Genomic DNA, 21560 nt, shown 5'->3' on the forward strand with positions numbered 1-21560 from the left:
ATACTTCATGTCTAGAGGTCACAGTCGTACTCGTGAGGGTATCGAACTCGTAAGTGAGCAGGCACGGCCGCTGTTGGCGGTCATCCTGACCGTATTGCTCGTCACCAGCCCAGTCGTCGCAGCGGTTCCGGCCGGCGCACTCACACAGGCCGGCAATGCAGGCAACACCGGTACGGACGCGGGTAACACCGGCATCGGCACTGGCGCCGGAAACACGGCTGTGACACCTGGCCCGGTCGTCGGCTCGGCGAGCCCGACCGACCCGAACGGTGATGGACGCTTTGAGGACGTCAACGGTGATGGCAGCTTCGACGTCGTCGACAGCCAGGCGTTGCTTGCTCATCTCACGAACGCCTCCGTCCAGAACTACAGTTCGAGTTTCGACTTCACTGGTGACGGACGAGTCACGGTCAGCGACGGCCAGTGGCTCTACGTTCAGGCTGTCAATCCGACCGAGACCGACGCTGACGGCGACGGACTCAACAATACCATCGAGGTCGCGCTCGGCACCAATGCATTCGACACCGATACCGACAGCGACGGAATCGGCGATTGGACCGAAACCAACGGCGGTAAGCCCATTGACACGGACAGCGACGGCATCATTGATGCCCGTGACGCCGACAGCGACGGCGACCGTATCCCCGACATCCGCGAAGGGACCAAGGACACTGACGGTGACGGGACGCCCAACTACCGCGACACCGACGACGACGGCGACGGCATCACCACCCGGACCGAAGCGCTTGACGGCCAGAACTACAGCCACGACGTCGACTTCGACGAGACGGTCAACTGGCTCGACACCGACGCCGACGGCGACGGGGCCCCCGACGGGACGGAGGGCACCGCCGACAGCGACGGCGACGGGATGCCGGACTATCTGGACAACGATCGTGACAACGACGGGCTCCCCGATAGCTACGAGCGCAACGTCACGAAGACCGACCCCGCCGACAACGATAGCGAGTCCCCTCTGACGAACTACACCGAAGCGGACAACGACGTCATCGACGGGATGGAGGACTTCGACCAAGACACGCTGGGGACATACGTCGAGTACGCCATCGGCACGGACCCGTTCGTGAGCGACACGGACGATGACGGCCTCTCAGACGGCTTCGAATACCGGAACGACCAGTTCAACCCGCTCGATGCCGATACGGACGGTGACGGCACAAGCGACGCTTCGGGCGACCTTGACGGTGATGGACTGACCAATGGTGAGGAGGCCCAGCGCGGGACCTTGGTCGACCGACCCGACACCGACGGCGACTCGCTGAACGACAGTCGCGAAATCGAGCTGGGGACGGACCCAACGCTGCCGGACACGGACGCCGACGGACTGGACGACGACGAGGAACTTGCCATCGGAACCGACCCGCTGAACAACGATTCGGACGGCGACGGCGTTCTCGACGGTAACGAGACCTTCGAGACGGCGATGGACAGCGAATCGACCGGCGCCACTGTCACGCTCCGGACGAACGGGTCGGGGGCCGACGTCACCATGGAGGCCAAGCCCGACTTCTTCGAGAACACGTCGGCCAGTGCCGGCCCGACGATACAGCTTGAGAACCGCACGGCCTTCGAGAACGCGACAGTCGAACTCCCGGTCGACGCCTCGGTCCCCGAGTCTGAGTACGAGAACCTCTCTATCTATACATGGAACGGCTCCTCGAAAGACACCTGGAGCAAGGTCGAGACGACTATCGAGAACGGGACGGCGAAAGCCACCGTCGAGCACTTCTCGTATTTCACCGTGCTGGACACCGACGAGTGGGTCAGCGCGACGCAGGTCAGTATCGGCGAGCCGGTCGACTTCAACGCCGGCGACTCGTTCCGCTGTCGGAACGCCTGTAACCTGACCGGCAACTCGACCGTCGTGCTTGGCGGGGAACCCACGACGCGGAAGATAACCATCGAACAGGGCGGGGACAGCTACGAGGTGGTACCACTGAGCAATGGGCAGACCATCGAGAAATTCTACGACTACGGGAACGCTGAAATCAACTCTCCGCTGCCAGTCGCGAAAAGCGACACCAGCCGGCTGTTCTTCTGGTCCGGTCCGAACGGCCTCAGTCTGGTTTTACTGCAGGATAAACCGAGAGATGGGTCCGGTGCCGCCGTCTCCTTCGAACTCTACGAGTTCCCGATCAGTGACGGGAGTTGGGTTGTTCGGGACGACCCCGGAGACAACTACGGCACGACGCCTGACTGGAGCTGGAATGACGACAACACCGACGGAGGGGCGTTCCGGGGCGAGCTGACCAACGCGACGTTTACCATCAAACCGAGGTTCAACGAAGAGGCGGTGAGAGACCCGATCACCCCCGGCCAACTCAATGACTGGGAGGTTCTGTCCGGACGCGCGACCGACCCAACCAACGAGTCACTGGCAATAGACCAGAACATCACCATCAGCGTCCCGGGCGACCCCGACGAGAACGCCTCCAGTAACGTCAGTGGTGACACGGGTAGTGCCAACATCACGGACGATCTCACGTCTGGCACTGACGACCTCGCGGTGGTGTATCAGACCGAGCAGACCAACACCAATCCGGCAGCGAGCATCGAGGTGACCGGTGCGAGCGGAACCACAGTTTCGAAAGACCTCGCTATCGGGACCGTCGGCACCGTTCAGACGACGGTCAACGTCTCCACGCTCGCTCACGGCCCCGCGAACATCAGCCTCTCGGCCGACGGCGTCAATATGCGAGCGGAGGTCGTCCCACGCGAGACCTTCGACAGCGACGGCGATGGCATCCGTGACTCTGTAGAGAACCAGAACTGGACGCTGCCGACCGCCGCCGCAAGCACGTTCTCGACGGACCCGTACGACGCTGATACTGACGGAGACGGCATCCCCGACGGGGAGGAGGTCATCTACAGGACTACCGCTGAAAACGGCACGCTCACGACGAGCATCGCGGTCGCCAACTCCGACCCGACCGAGGTCAACAGCGACGGGGACGAACTCACCGACCTCGAGGAAAACCGCGGGTGGAACACCTACCTCGCGCGCTCGCCCTCAACAGCTGAACAGTTCGTCAGCGCCCGCCAGAACGGTGGGGACGCCCTCGGCGTGCTCTGGAAGCAAAACGTCAGCTCCGACCCACTGTCGACAGACACCGACGGCGACCTGCTGGACGACCACGAGGAGCGTCGCCTCGGGACCAGCCCGACTGTCGCCGACTCCGACAACGACGGCAGTGACGACTACTACGAGGTTTCGAACGACTACGACCCGACCATCCACGACCACAAAGCGCCACTGGTCGAACCGCTTGAAGTCAGCGCCGACAACACTGCCCGAACCAGCTACACAGCTCGCGTCAGCGTCTCGGACCAGAGCGGCATCTCCCGAATCGAGTTCCACAAGGCCGGGAGCAAGCAGTGGTCGAGCCTGGGCGATGGCGCGACCGCTCGAAACTTCGACGCCAGCATCGAGGTCGAGCGTGACGCGCTAGACGCCATATACACCGGCGCAACCGGCTTCTTCACGCCGGTGACCGTCGACGCCAGCGCCACGGATATCCACGACAACCGCAAACGCACGGAGCTCAGCGGGCCGGACACGTTCGGACAGGCGGCCGACAAATACGCCAGCTTCCCGGCCAGTCCTGGCAAAGGCGGCTTCGTCGCCTGGATGGGCCTCTCCTCGGGCGCGTCGACAGTGGTCGGCGAGAGCGTCGCTGGCGTCGCCCAAATGGTCTCCGACCCTGGCGGCTACGCGAGCCAGATGGCCCAGCTGGCGACGACCATCGCCAACAACCCCGCGATAATCACGAAGCTGCCCCAGATGATGGCGAGCCAGCTCCGCCAGCAACACGAGACCCGCAATCCCTTCGACTCCCGCGAGCAGTACTATCAAGAGTTTGGCGGCGGCTGGTCGCTGGGCTACTCGACTGGGACAGTGGCGCCCGCGTTTGCATCTGGCGGGTCGAGCGTCCTCCAGAAAGGACTGAGTAGTTCATCGAAGCTCAGACGGCTGGTCGACGCCGCCGACTCGGCGGTCCCCGACAGAGTGCCAAACGGCGTCAAGCCGACGGCACTACGGCGGGCTGGGAAAGTCGACGACTCGGTCCCCGACGCGGACGTGCCGACCGGGCGCATGAGCGCGAAGCTCGACGACATGCCCGGGCCGAAGCGCCAACGGACCACCGAGCAGTTCGACCAACTCGACACTGACGGGAGCGATTACCTGGGCAACACCGACATCAACGACCCGACGCTGAAGGCCACCGACCTCTTCGAGAACACCGGGCCCAGTGGGCGTCGCGCACTCAACGATCTGGCGGAAAGCGATCAGGACGCCGCCGACGCGCTCCTACAGATGGACGACGCTGCGACCCAACGCCGGTTCGTTCGAGCTTACGAGAGCGGCGAGGTCGACAGCGATGAACTCACGACGGCGCTGCGAAGGTACGACGAGTTGGACGCGAACGAAAAACGAACGGCCGATGCGATGGTGATGCGTGGCGGTGACGATGGCGTCTCACTCCTCGATGAGCAGGTCTGTAACAGTCCCTGTGATAGTTTCACTGAGGCCTGGCATGGACTCAAACAAACTGATTCAGTCAGTTCCAATGACGCCACCACCTTCCGAAACAATCTACTGGGAGGCGTCCAGCGAGGCGAAATAAGCGATGACCGGGCAGCCGACCTCCTCGGAGACACGAAACAGCTCGCCACCGACGAGGGTCGTGATGTCACTGATGTCATCAACAGAGACGATCGCTTCTCACGAGCGCTCATCAGACAATACGAGGAGTCAGATTCTGTCGGGACGGACACGTTGCGGAGGATGGATCAAGTCGGGGAGATAGACCTCCCAGACGGCCAAATTGAGCGCAAATACAAACATGCTGATGACTTCGGCGTGACCGGTAACAACAACCCAGAAAATCAGGAAGCGTTCAGAGAGGCAATCGCTGAGCATACGGTTAATCCAAATACGGAACGAATCGAAGGTCGATACACTCGATTAGAAGGCGACCAAAGCGTCACGCACCTCTACAATCCAAACACTGGAAATAATATCATCATTGACGACGGAGAGTTCCTCACTGGATTCAAATTGACTCAGGGACAAAGGACGAATATGCGAAACACGGGAGTCATTGGAGGGGGATGAGCATGAAAGCTGTTCAGAGAGCCAACAAGTATTTAGATCTTATACGCTCCTACACAGATGGAGAAATAGAAGCATCAGAATTCATGCATACGTATCTGACTGAGTTCAAGGAGGATTACCAAGATGTTGCTCCAGACGAGCCATACGAAGTACTCGAACAGTTATTCTTTGCATGTGATGTTTACTGCGATGACCCAGAGCTACGAGGGAAACATGATATTGGGGAGCGCCAATTTTTCAAAGAAGCAGCCTATGCCCGAAGGAGACTGGAGGAGATGCTGAACGAAATGGAAGAAAGTGGTTCCAACGAATAATTGGCGGAACGAATAACGACCAGTTCGATTGGTCAATGAAGAACTACTTCGACGGTAACGATACTCACATGAGGCCACCGACTGACAGAGATACATATGGACGAAACGAGCGATGACAACTCGATTACCCTCGAACTGACTCGGAACGAAGCGATGGTTATGCTGGAGTGGTTAGAGCGAATGGATAAGCCAGAAGATAGGGAGAATCTGGAACCGTTCGAAGCGGCTGTGTTGAGTGTGCGCGCTGATGTCGAGTGTATACTAGAAGCATCCCACCCCGATATATTTGCACCGGGTTATGAAGACAAACTCGAGAACGCGATTGACGACGTGCGGTACAATCGGTCCGGCGACGCGTGATCGACGAAGGACGGGTGGAGCAGCACTCGCCAATGTGCAGTCTTAATTCTGTCAAACCACTTGAGTAGCGTAGATAGTCGGAAAGTCTGTATTTCGTGTGCCCGCTGAAGGGGTGGCGATGGCGCCGTCGGTCCTGGACTCACTATCATAACCACGACCGGGGAGGCACGCGAGCGGGGTCACTGATCTCTTCGAGCACACCGGGCCCAGTGGGCGTCGTGCACTCAACGATCTGGCGGAAAGCGATCAGGACGCCGCCGACGCGCTCCTCCAGATGGACGACGCCGCTACCCAGCGGCGCTTTACTGAGGCCTACGAGAGCGGCGAGGTCGACAGCGATGAACTCACGACGGCACTCACCCGCTACGACAGTTTAGATGCGGATGGAAAGGCTGAGTTCGACGACCTACTGGCGCGCAACGGCGACGACGCGGCCGACTTCGCCGGGCGCACGGACTCGGATACGTTCGACGCTGTGGTCTCACCTTGTGGGGCCAGAAGTGCGCCGTCGCTCGGTCGTGCGGGGTCGCTTCGCACTGACCGGTATCACTCGGTCGCAACGCCGCCGTCGACCCTCGCACAGAGCGGTGGAAGCTGTCCCGATCTTCCGGATGACGTAGAGGATGACCTGCAGAATGCCCTTGTAAATGTCGACGGAGACCTCGATGCCGACAGCGTCGACGATGTCCGCCGATCTATCAACGAGCTAGACAGGGACGCACAGGACTCCGCTACCAATCTCATCGAGAGCGAGGGCACTGACGGTGTCTCGGTCACCAACGACGCAACTGATCTCAGTGACGGCAGCGATAGTGTTCTGACTGACGAGGACGTAAACAGTCTTATCGAATCTTACGAACTCTACAGTCGCAACAACGACGCGCCTAACTCTCGGAGCGCCAGAGATATCCAGAACGACATCAACCAGCTTGATGCACAAAATGTCGAAGGCCTACAGAGCGCGGTACGAGGTGGGTTCGGCACTCGGACGAATATGAAAGGCCTTGACGGCGAGGTCGACATAGCGACGGATCTGATGGACAACAACGATGCTGTCACGGTCAGAGAACTGTCCGTTGATGGCGATGACATGACCGCTGATATTCCTGACCAGGGGAGGAGAGAATCGGAAGTCGACATCGAGCTTGAAACTTCCGACGGGAGGACAATCGGTGTCGAATCGAAAAATCGGGATTACAACGATGTCACGTTCGACCAACTAGCAGAGTCCGATATCGACGACCTCACTAACAAATTCAACGTCATCTCCCGAAACCGTGATGAAATGTATGTCGTCAGTCGGACAGACAATCCCCGCGACAACGAGATCATCTCAGCAGCCATTGATAAGGCTAATTTCCCGGATGGCTTTGATCCGCAAAGTGATCTAAAGTTTATCTCTCCGGACGAACTATCTCGTATAGAGTAACATGGACGATCCGTATCACATCGGGTTTGTCGCCAACAAAACACCCGATGCCCGAGAACTGTATAATCGGTGCCAACAGGCCGGGTTGAAAACAACTCACGACGGGGAGGCAGACATCGTCGCAGAATATCGTATCGGTCTCACAGGACACACTGATTCGAGTCTGGAGGACGCATTGAACGCGCTGGAGCAGACGGAAAATGGTTCTATGCGGTTCTGGACAGAGGCAGATATGATGATTCGTGTGGGCATCTCCCACCCTACGACCGAGGACGAGCAAATGATGGGGTGTGTGAATATCGGTTTCCAAACGAGTGAAATCTATGGTGGCGCACATCCAGACTCGACCTACAGAGCACGTATCGACGAATTACTCGATATCGTGGCAGAAATAGTGCCTACCGTTGAACCGAAATATGTCTGGAGCTCAGTATACAAGGGCCACGAAGACTACGAGCGGTTCGTGCCCGATGGTGAACCGATAGCTAATAATATTGAAAACCTATCCTGGATTACAGTCATGTCGCCGCAGGTGATAGAGCAGTTCGGCGGTCGTGAACACGTACTTGATACACCAGCATGGCGAGTCCGAGAACTCGACTCCGGGCATGTTATGCTTGTGCTTGAAGAAGATCCCTACGACGCGATGGAACCGAAACACGACCCGGCGGAAGTACATTTGTTCCAGTAATCCTATGTCTGCATCCGTACATACTGTGTTGGCTGCGTTTAGAATCGTATGTAGCAGCACTGATGCCGATGGGATGTTACCGATATGACTAACGCTCCTTTACTGGCTGACCCCTTCGCCGCTCTCGACATCGGTGAGTACGGTGCAGACGTGTGTGTCCACCGCGACGACATTAGCACAGAGTTCCCGAACGAGATTCTAGAACTGATTCGTGTCCAAGTCGATGAGGACCGAGACCTGCGCCGCGTCGACTCGGGACAATTCGTCCGTAACGTCGTTTACGCTGACTCCGACGACCGCCACTCAGTAATCAAGCAGATGCTCGCTGACGTTCCCAGCGACGCTACCGACGACAACCTCTACGTCTCGGCGTTGCTTCGGGACGTAATCCCGCCGGCGTTCGTCCGACTGGACGACCCCGACGACGAGAACGTCGTGACGAAAGTGATGCGTCTTGAGACGGACGTGAACAAAATCAAGCTCCTCGTGAGTCTAGGTCGTGTGGCCCAACAGGACGACTTCACTGCGGAGGACCTCGACTCGATGGAAGGAGCGCTGGATACGCTGAACGAACTCGATGACACCGAGAATATCGACCAGTACATCGAAGCGAAGCTGCTGTAAGCAGTGACGAAGGCCGCGAGTGACAGTGTCCTTAGCGAGGGTTCGACGTAGTGTAATCCTGCAGACTTAGAATGCGATATGGACTCTCCAGCGATGATGCCTGTCCTGAGTCAGTGACAGCGCGGGGTTATCGCTTTGATACACACGCTGTGGCTGCTTTACCTATCCTCTTACAGCGGCAATGAGGGGGGCGACTGTAGACTATAGTAGCCATTGAAAATCAATGCACACCTGATCGCACGACGGCAGTGCGATCAGTGTGTAAACCGTTTCAATTGTTACTATAGAGGTAACTGTCTCACCGGAATTTACCTGAGTTCACGGGGAACGATATCTCGGCGGTGAGTAAGCTAATTGACTCGGACTATGAGGGTATAAATCAGTTCGAGAGGTGGTTTGTTTCATGACCTTTGCGAGAAGCTATCTGCTTAGTATGTATGCGGATTGATCAGACTTATAGAGGAATATTGATATTGTACTGGTACTGTGAAACATCTCTATCGTCGTATAGATGCGCGGATACGGACTCTGTCTCGCGGAGGATACGCAGTTCTGACAGGTATTCTAACCGGCATTGCTGTCCTTGTATTCACCCTGTTACTGGGTGATTGGGTCTCTTTTCAGGCGGTGTCGATGTCTGTCACAATAGCTGTGGTTTATTACATACTTGACCCAAATAACCAAGCCGAGTAAGGATCATTGAGCTGTTGGGAGAGCTTTCTCTTAGACGAACAGTAGGTACTTCCCCTGTACTGATCAAGTCGAAGACGCGAAAACCCGGTATGAGAGCGTTGTCTGAAACTCTCAATGCGGATGGCTAAAACACCGTACTGTCAGCCCGTACACTCAGTGGAATGCGCGGAGAGAATGTTGCGTTACTCCGGCGCAACGACATCTTCACACATTGGACACTCGGCCCAGATACCCTCCGTGCCATCGTCTTTCTCGTATTCAACCAGCAGCCACGGAGTTGTGATACGCTCGTCACAGTTTGGACAGCGACCGAGACTCTGCGTGTCATCAGGCATGGAAAGGGGATGGAAGGAGCGTGTGACAGTGTTCTGTCCACGCAAAAATTGCCTACCCTCGGATATAAGCGTTTAGCCACTGCCTCGCGCTAATTAACAGAACCGTGTGTTCCGCCCTCACGGTCACACCCACCCAACCGCTGGGCAGTATAATAGGGAGTCCTACTCGTCGTCTTACTCGCCTGCCGCGTCTTCTCTTGGCTGGATATCTCGAAGCCGACCACTGATCTCCTGGTCGTACTCTTCTAGGAGCTTGTAGAACTCCGCAATCGTCTCCGCAGCAGTCTCACCCTTCGATTTGATCGTCACTCTGTCTTGATCGCGAGTGTCTGTGCCTCGATCCAACCGTGCTTCCATACTGCACCCAAAGTCCGTTCGTTCGACCTTTTCAACTGAGTCTGGAGCCGCATCCGGCTCTGTGTCTGATTCTTCTGACATGGTTTTCCTCGGGACGCTCTCACTGGAACGCCCCGCACCCGACTGGGGCACACAAAATAGCCGTCAATCGCTACTCTCGAACGCACCTAGATTGGCCTGCTCACTCGAGACAGACGCCGCAACGGGAGGTGTTCGATCTTCCGCGCCCGTGTCTGTCCCCTGCGCTGGACTGGGCTGGTTGTCTCCTTCGACCGTGTTCTCGAAGGCATCGGTCACCCACTCGTGAAGCTCCTCGACCTCCTCGTCGTCGAGTTCGCGAACGCTCCCACCCAGCGAAGAGTACAAGGTCTGCCACGCTCGCTGGAACTCGACAGTCAGCGAGTCGCCCTGAATAACGTAGGCGTCCAGATTCAGGAAACAGCAGTTCAACGCCGTCATTCGGGCACACAGTGGGTCCTTGTCTTGCCCGACAAACAGCGCGTCTGGCTGCTTTCGACCGGCGACCAGCAGTGTTCGACCGCTCCCACAGGCCGGGTCAAGGACCGTCTGTCGGTCCTCGGTATCGCTTTCGTCTCCGACGCCGGCGATCTCGGCTATCGTCTCGCAAACAGAGTGGGGCGTGAAGTGCTGGCCGAACGCATCGCTGGACATCCCGTATTCCTCGTAGACGGCACCCAGAACGTCGGCGTCGGTAGCCGCCATCCGTTCTTGGAGCTGGCCGAACGCCTTGGCAAAGAGGTCGACCGACCGCTGCCCGCGTGGGTGATCCATGTCGCCGCGCTCGCGATAGTCGTCAGCGATCTCCAGATACGGGTCGTCTCGGTCCTGCAGTGCGAACAGCACGAGGTTGACCCAGTCTCGAAAGACCGTGTGCGCGCTGTGCCCGCGCTGGCGAATTTGCTCAAGCGTTGCAACAATCTCGTTGACGTCGATCTGTGGCGAAGCCATGCTCTCTCAGCCACCAGAGAGTCACAAAATCTGGCCTGCCGGAGGGCACCGCTCTGGGAATTCTACTTGTGAAATGAGCTGGTCGGTACAACTAATGAAAAAGCCAGAGAGAATAGAACAAAAGCACGACGGAAACCCGTTCTCAGTTAGCTTCCCAAATGGCGATGGAAACGGAGAAAGAGGACACGAGATCTACAGGATTAGTATTCTTCTTTTCAATATGACTGGAATAAATTAACAAAATATTCTACGCGAACACGTACTATGCATACAAACCAGCCGACTGATTCAGAGTCAGAGTCTTAGCCGATCTTATATAGTTACAATTCTGTAATTGCTGATCTAGAGACGTTGCCATCTGGGCCAACTCGAAGAGAAATAGACACATAGTCAGCTATAGTCTGGTTATACACTGTCTGATTATTTGCAGATATTATAATATCGCAAGATTCGCCATCAACCTTCCGTGTGATCGTGATTGAGTCACCTGATTGGAGTTTGTAGCTCCTCTCACGACATGCTGCTTCTACTACAACTGTACCCGAAAAGTCTGCGTCTACAACCACGTCTACAAGCTTTGTGCCTCTACAAAACTGTGGGTAGCAATCTCCAGCTGAGGGGGTAGATCCAGTGCTTGTACTGTTAGGGGTGGGTTCAGTGCTTGTACTGTTCAGTGTATATTGATCGTTTGAATCGGTGGTACACCCAGACAAGAATATTACGGATAGCGTAGATGTGATTATTTTTCGACGCTTCATGATTGCTTTACCTCCGAAAAACCAAAATACTTTGTGTAACCTGGTCACTGGTTAGAAAAAATGCGTCTTATTAGTTGTTAAAGTACACCAAATGGGATAGTTGGCCTTGTTGAAACCCTCAACCGGTAATAGGTTTCAGTAGTCCTGCTGGTTTCAGAGCGCAAGTCGGTCACGGACAAGTGGCCGCTTCCAAGGCGGTCGGTTCGCTCAATACAGACAAGACATTTACTGATGACGGATCACCCGCCAAGTGATGAAGCGACGATCACTGCTGTCGCTCTCGGTCTTACTGATTCCATTTGCTGGCTGTTCCGCAGAGACTGACCCGGATGTTGCAGAAGACATTTTCGTCGTACTCTATAATGAGAGTTCGGAACAAGCCACAGTGGCGGTATCAGTCGTAACAGGCGATTCAAGCGTGTTTGAATGCGAAACAGCGGTCAATCCCAGTAACAGGAAAAATGTGTATTCAGGCATCACCGAGACTGGAGACTATACGCTCACAATTTCCCTCGGTGATGGACGTGAACAGGAGTATCCATTCAATATCGAAGAATACGATCTCCGGATGGGATCGAACATCATCGTCTCGATAAAAGAGACTGAGATTGAATTCAGTATCCAAGAATGAGTTGTGTTCCGTCTTTTGTCTGTTTGGTATTCCAATCAATCTGCACGCTCACTGAACGGTCGTTTCAATCGCTGTCATGAGCAAAGAAACCGTTCTACAGCGGCTACAACGGGTCGTACAGGTTTTCAACCCCCCGTCGATAGTAGTCTTGACTGGAATCTGGAACTGGATCAGCCTCCTCCGGGTGCTTCGCGATGACGCTGGCGAACTGCTTGGGCGGCTTCCAACTGTCATCAATTTCGCGGGCCTCCAACTGTTTCATGACCGCATGCTCACCGTCAGCGGTGACGTACAGAACACGAATTCCCGGCTTCTCGCTCAACGGGCCCCTGAGTAGCTTTCCAGTTCGTGTATTCACCAGCCACTCAAGTAAGAGCCCAGCCCGACACTGGATTGCGTACAACTGCACTTCGTTCTCCTTGGGAGATTCTGTGCGACCGTTGTCGGCCCACGATTGGGGCAGCGACCGATTGTCAGTCTCATCTTTCCATCGCCACTTCAACTTTTTCGGCCCGGTGTTCCCACGTTGGTATTTACTACTCATTGTTGGATTCTCTCAGCCACTAGAGAAACACAAAATCCGCTCTGTATCGACTCTATCGCAACTTTTTTGCTGTTTGGGAATATATGTATTCGCTCTTCCGTAGGAGATTGTTGATACAGTTATCCCGAAGGGAGCGAGGATAGAAACGGACCGTTAGACCGCTCAGCGAGCTGGTTCTTATCTAACTCGGGCTGTACCATAATCGCAAGACACCTCTACATCAACAATGTGCTACGCATGAGCGATGTTCGAAATTGGGGACGGGCTATCCAATATAAAATCGTCTATTAGATTATTAATATCAATAATAATCTAATTACGCACTTATCAACACAAATATCAGTATATTGTGACTCAGACAAAGAGCCTGCAACGGCTGGTGAGTCTATTTAGTTAATAACGGCTATATGTCCTCAGGGGTTGAGTTCTTTGAGATATGGCTGGTTGCTATGTTCCACTCCCAGTCAATCTCAGTACCACAGTTCTGGCACTCTGAATACCCGTTCTTCCAGAAAAAATAATTCCCACATTCATGACACTGAACATCGTCGAACGCCGTTGGAGGGGGATCAATGCCATCCTGCTTAGACTGTCGGTCACGAACACCCCCTTGATACCACTGTTTCCATACTCTCTGGTCGATGAGTGGGGCGATACTGGGGCCATCTCGAACCCGGAGGACGTCATCACAGACAGGGCACTGGACTTTCTCATCATCACCAACACCGACTGGAATACGAGGCCGGTTGTCAACAGGGTCAACCGCAATGAAGGGCATCGCTCACTCCAATGATGTCCGATAGTAAATGTGTTTTCTCGTCCAGTAGATTGCCAGTTATTTCGTTACAGTAGAACTGGGCCCAGTTCTGTTATCTGGTGAGCTAACCGACTTCATCGGTGACACCCGCTACGAAGTACAATCTATTATGTTGAGAGTACCTGATGTCCTATCTTGACCAGTTCAGCGTAGCGTTCTGCAACGCGATGTATGAACGCATCGTCACGGAGGTCCTTGATGCACTCAATGTCCCAAGTGTCAACAATAATCCGCATTGAGGTTCTAGAACTCACCGTGAATCCACGACACTCGAACTTGCTACTGTGCTTTCGGAGACTCTCAACGGCCCCACTATCATTTCCGGATGAATCAATTGCGACCTTGATCTCTTGATCATCGTATGGGTTCACACGCAATGCATACCGGATCGAGTCCGGGTGAGTCTCAGCCCTTGTTTCAAGATATGGGTAATTCGTCGAGAGGTTACCAAGGACTGGATCAATGCTCTGAACAGAGAGTAAGCCTTGGATGTCTGGGAACGCCCTCGTGAACACATTTGTGGTGAATACCCGGTCACCCGGTTTTGATGGCGCAGATAGCTGTGAACGTGATTCGTCGTAATCAATGACAGTGACCGCTCCGAAGCCGCTCCTGCCAGACGGGAACTGGAACCGTTGCACCTCCACACACTGTATGTCAAGACCTCGATCCCGAAGCCACCGGGCAGAGTCGCGCGTTTGACCCGTAATCGATTCTGCGACGATAACAAGTCGCTGCGTTTGGTTCAGTTCCCAGGGTTTGGCATCAGTCTCAAAAAAGGCATTAAACGCAGTCAACAGGGAACTGTGCTCGCCCACAACGTCCTGTACTGACCACTCTTTGCCCCGATACTCGGAGTAGAGGTTATCGAGATCGTTGTAGTCGTACCGGTCAAGGGATTGTGCGTAGAGCGGAGGTTGGCTTATGATACTCGCCTCAGAGGCCGATCCAGAACCAGAGTCTCCACGCTTGAGTTCGACGACAACTACATTCCCATACCGGTCCAGTCCCAGCAGATCGGGAATCCCTGTAGACAGGCTTGGTTGCCGGGCGAATAAGAGAATGGGCTCATCAAGAATCGCCTCTGGGGTTTCGTTCAGCCACCTCTCTAACTCCGCTTCCCCTTCTCCGTCCTCTTCACCAGCAGGAATAATTGGGTCCGATTTAGCCTCAGTAGTATTTTGAGGAGAATCAACATCGTCGAACTGGTAAATTCGCATCCCTGCATCAAACTATCCCCAATGGGATAAAATGGGGACAAGCGTTTCACATATCCACAGAGTCTACTTATTAGAGCGATAGCGGTAGCTACGCCACCGATAACTCGCTGGCAAGCGGTAGACGAGGTGCAGAAGGCCGGTGTGTCGGTGTTCATCTCGATGTCGAACATACCCGCCGATGGGCGAAGATGACTTTCACAGGCTGCTCAGCTACTTCAGAGCGCTCGGTGAGAGCGTCGTCTTCCACGAACCAATCAATCCCAGTGGCGCGAATTTCCAGCAGTGTCTCACCGCCGCCGGGCAAGCCGGCTATGACGACGTTGTCAAGAAACTCCAGCGGATGCAGGACACCAGTACTGGGTCGAACACGCCCTTAATCAGTTGAACGCAGTCCACCAAGTCGCAACGCGCTTCGACGGGCTCGAAGTACATTTCTGGCCTGATGATGAGCTGGTCCGCTCGACGAGCGGCCAACTTCGGTCAAAGCTCAACGCAATGCAACAGGCCGTCTCACCGGAATCGTTCACTAGACGTGATACGGACGTCTCACCTGAGCAGTCCGAGTTAGCCCGAGATGGCGAGTCTATCAAGCATCTCATCTGATGACAAGGACATCGTCGGGAAACGCCCTATGGCCCGCGCTCAGCAAACCAGTTTGTCTTGGTATAGTTAGATAACCAACAACTGCGGCATTTATTGCTCTGTGTTGGTTAGCCGTGACCCAACGAACTGTTTAGTCTTCGACCCTTGCCTCTCCTCTCTATTCCGTGAAATGAGTAAATCCACACTCACAGCCCAGCCTGTCCGACTAACACAGTGTGCCTCAATGTAGAGGAATGCTTAGGCCTGCGGAGTTCGCCAGTCACTCACCAGTGTATCTTGCACAGTACCATCCAGAGATACTTGCACTTTCGCGCGTAATTGCTGGTCATCTGGGGGTAATAGGTTTAGAGTGGTAGTGTGCTCTTGTTGCGGACCAAGCTGTACCGGCTGACTCTGCTTGGATGCGATCAACTCGTCGTTTGGGTTCTGGAAGCCAACCGTCGCCTGAGCAGTGCCGGCCCCATCGCCGACATTTTTTATACTCACTTCAACAGCTGCACCACCAGAGGCAGGCGTATTAACGGCATACGAGCATACCAGTACACCGCTGTCGTTTATTGGTCGGAACTCGGGTGTTCCACCGTCCATATCCGGTGGCAGCTGTCCGATTTCCCATCCTGAAGCTGTAGTCTCAACGTAGTAGTACCGCTGGCCGTCTTTCTCGAAGTATGTCCCGGGGATGTTTTCAGCGCCAGCAATACCGAGCGCCATGTGTTGCTTGTCACGGAAGACCAGAAGTTTTGACCCGTATCCAAATTGTTCAAGCATCGAAGCTAGAAGAATGCAGGTATCTTCACAGTCACCTTCCTTATCCACTAACGTCTCGACTGGATATTTCGGATACTCGTTGTAGCCGGCAGAAACTTTGTCTGTGGTGTATTCCAGATTCTGAACGAACGCCATCATGTGGTTGATGATGCCGGGATCGCTCAGGCCATTCTCTTTCCCGTAGCGCTCAAACTCGCTCACTATTCCCTTGATGTACTGATCATCGTAGGTGTCGGAGACGTAGGCACCATATTTGCGAGTTCGATCCCGGTTTTTGTAGTACTGGTAGAGAACCTCTGGAATCTCAAGCGAGAGCGCTGTTGGGCCAGCACCTGACTGACTCTTGAACGTTCGAGAGAGTGTCCCACTCGTTTCGAGGTTCGGATCAGTGCTTCCGCGAAGTCCACGTAAGTGGAGCGGGAACGTTGGTTGTTCCTGGCTGCCAACAGAGAAGCTCCCAACGGTGTCGACTGTGTCCATGCCCTCGAGTTCCGACTCAGTTGGCCGTACGAGAAAGAGTATGCGCCCCATCTCGATTGGACCCTCATTTGTGTCTGGGCCGATAACCGTGTGAGTTCCACTTGCGGAGATCGTGGCGATAGTCTCTCCTGAGGTGGTTCCCTCTTTAACAAGTACTTTTTCAGCCCCATTTAGCTGGACAGTCGCATCTACTCGATACTTAGTGCCGCTCACCCAGTCTTCGGACCACGTAACCGTTGGTTGTGGTTTGGGAGTGGAGGTAGGCGTGGAGGACGATTCAGAGGCGGGGGTCGTATCCTCTCTGGAAAGAATTCCAGTGCAACCTGCCAGTACAGATGCTGCACCAGCAGAAACTGTTGTAAGCAAACTTCGTCGCTGCATTAACAAGTAGATATATAGATGGGGTAAACTTGAAACTATCTAGAAGTTCATCACTTGATTATGTGTGGGTATTAGAATAAAATCATATAGTATTCAGCTAGTTTCATTTCGTGTATTTACCGCCCTTCAGCGAGCTATGATATGAATGCGAGTTCGATACCGTCATTGGTTTGCTGTGGTCAATGACTGCTCGAAACAGAATAGTCGAGAGGGTTTTTGCGCCTTCTTTCGCTGGTACGTCCATGTAAGGGCTACAATTTGACCGTGCAGTCTAGTGATGATATTTTCCACAATTTTGTGTCCCCCCGATGGGGTGAGGGGTTGCCCGAACATGAGCACCGAACAGCAGTCCGTCGACGAACAGTCTCCAAGCACCGAATCCGACAACCGCCCAGACATTCGTTCCCAGCACCGACAATCACAGACGAGTGGCGAGGTTTTTGCGGGGCGTCCACGGGGTGAGAGATAGATGTGTTGTCCCGACTGCCGGCGGCCACGGTCAGCGTCGGCGTGTGTCGACAAGCGGTACTACGTCGACGGGCAAGCCCATGACCCGATCCCGTGGGGCGAGGGCAGCCAGTATCTCACGTACAAGCTGCAAGTCCTCCAGACAAACGAACGGGCCGTTACCGTCGACCTCGAACGGTGGCGTGACCAGTCGTGTTCTGCGACTACGAGGAATGCCCCGCGTGTGGCGAGCTGTTGCTACTGTGTTCTTGTGTCGTCGAGATTGAAGTCGTCGCACCACGCAGTCCAAGGCTTCGCATCAAGCAGTCCCTCGCTCGTCTCGTGTAAGTGGAACCATCGTAGAGGTCTGTGGTCGATAGCAAGACCAGACCCAGTGGTCCGAGTTTTGTGTGCGCCGACGAGGGTGCCGGCGTCGCACTGACTGCAGTGCGTGGAGTGCCGGCAGGTCACGGTCTACCAATGCATATGCTCATCTACGCGCTCGTTGAGGCATCGACAGCAGACGCAGCACTCGCCGCTGGCAAAGGCGTTTTCGACAACCTGGTCGGCGTCGACAGGCACTCAAACGCAGTGTTCGACTACTACGTCACGTTCGACGAGAGTTCCACCGTCGCAAGCAAATCCCGGTGGGGCGAGCGTCCGATCGCGGCTCCGGTCGACTCCGAGGTCGGCCAAGAACTCCTTGGCGATGGCTGGGAGACAACGAAGTCAGCGTTCGAGCGTAATCTCCAGACGGTCAAAGACGCCCTCGACGAGCTCTCAGACGAGGAGATTATGCGCGACAAAGACCTCGCTCGATGTGCGTTCCAGAGAGTCGGAGCCGCCAAGGGTCCAGAGATTGCACTGTACGAGGAACACGGATGCGGGATTCGCGATCGGACGCAGCTTGACCGGCTTCTGGACGAGAGTGATAACCTCTGGATCGTCCCCGCCGACGTCCACTTCTGAGGGAGAGCTGCGGCAGTCAGTTTTCGTCGAACCCGATTTTGTGTGTCCCTGGCGGGTGAGGAACACGAATGTCGGAGACTCCTGATTCATGCCCGAGAGAGGAGTGTGACGCAGACATCGTCAAGACCGAGACTGTCGACGTCGAGGCAGACCCACGCGCTCGTGACCCGCGCACCGAGACTGTCGTGACGTGTACGGAGGGCCACCAGCGAGTTATGTAGAATCGCTGGTCTGCGTTTCCGGGGAGTGACGACGCGCACGTCGGGGTCGCGCGTGGTTGGAGACGAGAGGGACACGACTGCACTCGCGCTGGCAGTCGGTCCCTCTCAGTGTGGGGCAGACGCCGGGCGAAACAGGTGGTTGGCTGGTGTGTCGTCTGACCGCCGGGCAGCCGCCGCTGGGCGGCACGCTCGCTCTTGGCGGAGCCGGTGCGTGGACCGATGGCCGGCGGAGAGGGTAGGAGTGGCGCGTGTCTCGTGTGTGGCCGGCAGGGGATTCTGGTGTTGCTGGCCCTGGAGTCGAGTCCTGTGGCACTCGTGACGGTGTCGAGGGAGGCGGCGGTTCGGATGGCAGGACTCGTGGGACTGCTGGCGGGACTACTGACACTGACTGCGACGGGACTGCTGGCTTCGACGGTACTACTCCGAGCGACATCGCGACGGCGGACTCGGTGTCGGACCAGCACATCTTGAAAGCCCCACGCCGCTGGCGGTCGCTCAGCGACATATCCTCACTCCGTTCGGATAGGGGCCGCTGACGCGACCACGGCAAGCGCCAGCGGCGTGCCCCTTTCAGTCCCACCCGACTGCTACGGCACAGCACAGCAAAATCGAACGCACGCGTCGGAGTCGCGCGCGATCCGGCTGAGGAACCCTCGCGGCCGGCGCTCCCTCGCCGGAACGAGGACGCTCCTTGCAGTCGCTGTGTTCCGGGCTGCTCACTTCGTTGCGCTGCCGGGCTTTCACCCATCCGGCACTCGCTTGGCCGCGCGGGATGCTGGCTCACCGCAACCGCACACGATGGGGCCGCCCGCCGGGGTGTCAACCACCCACGGCCTTTATATACTATTCTCCCTCGAAACGCGAAACACAAGACGCCGCTTAGAAACCACTCAGACACCCGAATATTGCACTTGAAACAATACAAATGGTCCGTTACCTTTAAGTAGCCGTCACCCATGCCATTAAGTACGGAAAGACACGACGCACGCGGCGCTGGCAGGGCAGTTTCACGCCGCAGAAATCGGGTGTTGTCGCACCCGACAAGTGTCTTTCCGTAGGCAAGCGAAAGACAATGTACGCTAGCAATTCCAGCGGTAAGAAAGCATCGGCAAGCAACCAGACGGTTTCCCTTTCGGCCCACGTCGAGGGTGGCCCCGAACAGCTTCTAGAGGCGGTTGCAGAGACGGAGAACGGCGACGGACTCGATTTCAGGATGAATCGGGGTAGCGATAGCCGTGGCAACTTCTACGCCCGGCAGGAGGAGGCATACGACTGGACGCGCTCGACCGAGGTTGGTCCGGACCGGCGCTTTGGCGAAACGCTAGAACAGCAGGAGGAACGCCACGGGCGCGAAGCCGAGCAAGCCCGACACTCCGAGGTCGCACGCGCCCACGTCGACGGTGCCGACCGCGAAGCCTCGGCTCGCCAGCTCACCGACGCCGAAACCGAACGCGCTGACGGGTTCCGCTCACCGGCTGACCCCCGGCAGTGGATGGACCGCGACACGCTGGCGCGAGTCAACCAGCAGGCCGCGACGCTGGCAGACAAAACCAGTCTGTCACGAGCGGCAGCAGGCCGCCGACTCGCGGCCCTTGTGTCCGGGCAGATGGGCGACTGTAACAGCCTGTATGAGGCTTCCTTTACCGTGTTCAGGGACGCCCGTGACGAACTGGCAACTCCCACGCCTATCGACGAGGTGAGCCCCTACGGCTACGAGTGTACGGTCGAGGGCGAAGTGACCCACATCATTGAGGAGCCAGACGCCCGCAATCAGTATCAGGTCCTCTACATCGAGGACGACGAGGGAACGAGCGCGAAGGTCACGGTCTGGGGCAAGTCCATGCACGGCGGCGAGATGGTTCGCACGCTCCACGAGGGCGACAGAGTTCGGATTTCCGGGGGCAAGCCCGACGACTACAACGGTATCAAGACGGTGGCCGTCACGAGCGACACGCTCATGTGCATCATCGAGCGCGGCGACGGTCCCGCGCCCACCGGACACGGGGGCGGCTCGTTCGGTTCGTCCGGCGATAGTCGAACGGCGGCGTCGTGGGAAGCAGAATCAGACACCCATCAGTGGGCCAACGAGCGGGATTCTGACCGCGCGGTCGCCGTGACGCTCGGCAAGGCCCGCTGTCCTGAACCCGGATGTTCGGACCTGTTCGACACTGAGCATGGGGCCGCCACCCATCGCGGTATCGTCCACTCCGCAGACTGACGCCCGACACCGGGGGCGTCCCCCACCGAGCGGGGGGCTTCCTCGGGCGGTGCGACGGTGCTCGCGCACGCGGCCTCGCCGCCGCCTCCGGCACAGCGGGCGGCGGCGAGACAACCGCGCGCACGGACTGGCACGCCACCGCACCAGCGCGTCAACGTGGGTCAGTCTGGTGGCGGCTGTGAGAGAGCTGGTGTCCTAGTGTGTGCGTGAGCGTGGGCCAGCCGGCCCGGGAGGAACTAAGGGTGGGTGGCTGGTGGGTCGCGACAGCGCGCGACGCCACCGACAGACTCCCGCTGGTCGTCTGTCAAGCCCTCGCTCGCTCCCGCTCACGAGGACGACGGGGCGCTGCGCTCGGCGCTATCGCGCGCCTCGCGGCGGTCCATCGTGCCTGCGGTAGCGGGCGCGATCCCGGCCTGCAGCTGGAAGCAGAGACTGGAATCGTTTTTACTCATAGTTGGTCGACCGTTGATCAAGAGAGTCCCAGTGGACCAGCTACTGGATGCACTACCTCAAAGAGAAGCTTATCGCGATACCGTGATAGTGACCAGAACCATCGTGTTCAGATAAGCTGATTCCATGCGAAGCTGAACGATC

General features: G+C 56.5%; 21 protein-coding genes and 1 pseudogene. 15 read left to right on the top strand and 7 right to left on the bottom strand.

Features of this window, described 5'->3' with window-relative positions; genetic code table 11:
• Window positions 1-7: 7 nt before the first annotated feature.
• The 6 genes from AV929_RS07190 to AV929_RS07215 all read left to right on the top strand — a co-directional run bounded on the left by AV929_RS07190 (window position 8) and on the right by AV929_RS07215 (window position 8555).
• Window positions 8-5137: a colicin D domain-containing protein gene (locus AV929_RS07190; RefSeq protein ID WP_230458866.1), complete on the top strand. Its 5130-nt coding sequence runs from the start codon at window positions 8-10 to the stop codon at window positions 5135-5137.
• Window positions 5138-5139: 2 nt separating this feature from the next.
• Window positions 5140-5451, top strand: coding sequence for a colicin immunity domain-containing protein (locus AV929_RS07195; protein WP_161618943.1), 312 nt, complete (start codon window positions 5140-5142; stop codon window positions 5449-5451).
• Window positions 5452-5547: 96 nt separating this feature from the next.
• Window positions 5548-5811, top strand: a complete 264-nt coding sequence (locus tag AV929_RS07200) for a hypothetical protein (protein WP_014030796.1) — start codon at window positions 5548-5550, stop codon at window positions 5809-5811.
• 274 nt (window positions 5812-6085) lie between these two features.
• Window positions 6086-7240: a hypothetical protein gene (locus AV929_RS22275; protein ID WP_014030795.1), complete on the top strand. Its 1155-nt coding sequence runs from the start codon at window positions 6086-6088 to the stop codon at window positions 7238-7240.
• Window position 7241: 1 nt separating this feature from the next.
• Window positions 7242-7931 (top strand): hypothetical protein, encoded by a 690-nt coding sequence (locus AV929_RS07210; RefSeq protein ID WP_064287863.1) that lies wholly within the window; start codon window positions 7242-7244, stop codon window positions 7929-7931.
• 84 nt (window positions 7932-8015) lie between these two features.
• The gene (locus AV929_RS07215) at window positions 8016-8555 is read left to right on the top strand and encodes a hypothetical protein (protein ID WP_064287864.1); all 540 of its coding nucleotides are present in this window, start codon (window positions 8016-8018) and stop codon (window positions 8553-8555) included.
• Window positions 8556-9430: 875 nt separating this feature from the next.
• On the opposite strand, the gene AV929_RS22280 is transcribed toward AV929_RS07215, so the two are convergent.
• The 3 genes from AV929_RS22280 to AV929_RS07225 all read right to left on the bottom strand — a co-directional run bounded on the left by AV929_RS22280 (window position 9431) and on the right by AV929_RS07225 (window position 10909).
• Window positions 9431-9583 (bottom strand): hypothetical protein, encoded by a 153-nt coding sequence (locus AV929_RS22280; protein ID WP_004516568.1) that lies wholly within the window; start codon window positions 9581-9583, stop codon window positions 9431-9433.
• A gap of 174 nt (window positions 9584-9757) precedes the next feature.
• Window positions 9758-10021 carry a hypothetical protein gene (locus AV929_RS07220; protein WP_014030675.1) on the bottom strand — a complete coding sequence of 88 codons (264 nt, stop codon included), beginning with the start codon at window positions 10019-10021 and terminating at the stop codon, window positions 9758-9760.
• A 63-nt stretch (window positions 10022-10084) separates the two neighbouring features.
• Window positions 10085-10909 carry an N-6 DNA methylase gene (locus AV929_RS07225; RefSeq protein ID WP_064287865.1) on the bottom strand — a complete coding sequence of 275 codons (825 nt, stop codon included), beginning with the start codon at window positions 10907-10909 and terminating at the stop codon, window positions 10085-10087.
• Between the two features lie 94 nt (window positions 10910-11003).
• Here AV929_RS07225 and AV929_RS21815 point away from each other — a divergent pair, with 94 nt between their 5' ends.
• Both AV929_RS21815 and AV929_RS07230 read left to right on the top strand, forming a co-directional pair.
• Window positions 11004-11147 carry a hypothetical protein gene (locus AV929_RS21815; protein ID WP_155120735.1) on the top strand — a complete coding sequence of 48 codons (144 nt, stop codon included), beginning with the start codon at window positions 11004-11006 and terminating at the stop codon, window positions 11145-11147.
• A gap of 773 nt (window positions 11148-11920) precedes the next feature.
• Window positions 11921-12298, top strand: coding sequence for a hypothetical protein (locus AV929_RS07230; RefSeq protein ID WP_023842915.1), 378 nt, complete (start codon window positions 11921-11923; stop codon window positions 12296-12298).
• Window positions 12299-12401: 103 nt separating this feature from the next.
• Here AV929_RS07230 and AV929_RS22945 read toward each other — a convergent pair whose 3' ends face one another.
• Entirely contained in the window at window positions 12402-12842 is a 441-nt protein-coding gene (locus tag AV929_RS22945) for a hypothetical protein (protein ID WP_014030672.1), read from the bottom strand.
• A gap of 532 nt (window positions 12843-13374) precedes the next feature.
• Here AV929_RS22945 and AV929_RS21820 point away from each other — a divergent pair.
• Window positions 13375-13635, top strand: a complete 261-nt coding sequence (locus AV929_RS21820; RefSeq protein WP_050036656.1) for a hypothetical protein — start codon at window positions 13375-13377, stop codon at window positions 13633-13635.
• Window positions 13636-13766: 131 nt separating this feature from the next.
• Here the strand turns inward: AV929_RS21820 and AV929_RS07245 are convergent, their stop codons facing one another.
• Entirely contained in the window at window positions 13767-14879 is a 1113-nt protein-coding gene (locus AV929_RS07245) for a hypothetical protein (RefSeq protein ID WP_064287866.1), read from the bottom strand.
• 178 nt (window positions 14880-15057) lie between these two features.
• On the opposite strand from AV929_RS07245, the gene AV929_RS22630 reads away from it, so the two are divergent.
• Window positions 15058-15264, top strand: coding sequence for a hypothetical protein (locus AV929_RS22630; protein WP_228841613.1), 207 nt, complete (start codon window positions 15058-15060; stop codon window positions 15262-15264).
• Window positions 15261-15482 (top strand): hypothetical protein, encoded by a 222-nt coding sequence (locus AV929_RS22635; RefSeq protein ID WP_228841614.1) that lies wholly within the window; start codon window positions 15261-15263, stop codon window positions 15480-15482. The genes AV929_RS22630 and AV929_RS22635 overlap by 4 nt, the downstream gene beginning before the upstream one ends.
• A 237-nt stretch (window positions 15483-15719) precedes the next feature.
• On the opposite strand, the gene AV929_RS07255 is transcribed toward AV929_RS22635, so the two are convergent.
• Window positions 15720-16943 (bottom strand): copper amine oxidase, encoded by a 1224-nt coding sequence (locus AV929_RS07255; protein WP_228841615.1) that lies wholly within the window; start codon window positions 16941-16943, stop codon window positions 15720-15722.
• Window positions 16944-17580: 637 nt separating this feature from the next.
• Here AV929_RS07255 and AV929_RS22640 point away from each other — a divergent pair.
• The 4 genes and pseudogenes from AV929_RS22640 (at window position 17581) to AV929_RS07265 (ending at window position 20966) form a co-directional block, all read left to right on the top strand.
• A pseudogene (locus AV929_RS22640) lies at window positions 17581-17906 on the top strand (hypothetical protein).
• A 132-nt stretch (window positions 17907-18038) separates the two neighbouring features.
• Window positions 18039-18527 (top strand): hypothetical protein, encoded by a 489-nt coding sequence (locus tag AV929_RS07260; protein WP_064287867.1) that lies wholly within the window; start codon window positions 18039-18041, stop codon window positions 18525-18527.
• A 68-nt stretch (window positions 18528-18595) separates the two neighbouring features.
• Window positions 18596-18748: a hypothetical protein gene (locus AV929_RS21825; protein ID WP_154020781.1), complete on the top strand. Its 153-nt coding sequence runs from the start codon at window positions 18596-18598 to the stop codon at window positions 18746-18748.
• Between the two features lie 1072 nt (window positions 18749-19820).
• A complete protein-coding gene (locus AV929_RS07265; RefSeq protein WP_064287868.1) occupies window positions 19821-20966 on the top strand; it encodes an SOSS complex subunit B family protein in 1146 nt (381 codons plus the stop codon).
• A gap of 326 nt (window positions 20967-21292) precedes the next feature.
• Here AV929_RS07265 and AV929_RS22770 read toward each other — a convergent pair whose 3' ends face one another.
• On the bottom strand, window positions 21293-21418 hold the full coding sequence (locus AV929_RS22770) for a hypothetical protein (protein ID WP_255355532.1): 126 nt from the start codon (window positions 21416-21418) through the stop codon (window positions 21293-21295).
• Window positions 21419-21560 lie beyond the last annotated feature (142 nt).

Origin of the sequence: Haloarcula sp. K1 (assembly GCF_001647155.1) — an archaeon.
GTDB classification, from domain to species: domain Archaea; phylum Halobacteriota; class Halobacteria; order Halobacteriales; family Haloarculaceae; genus Haloarcula; species Haloarcula hispanica.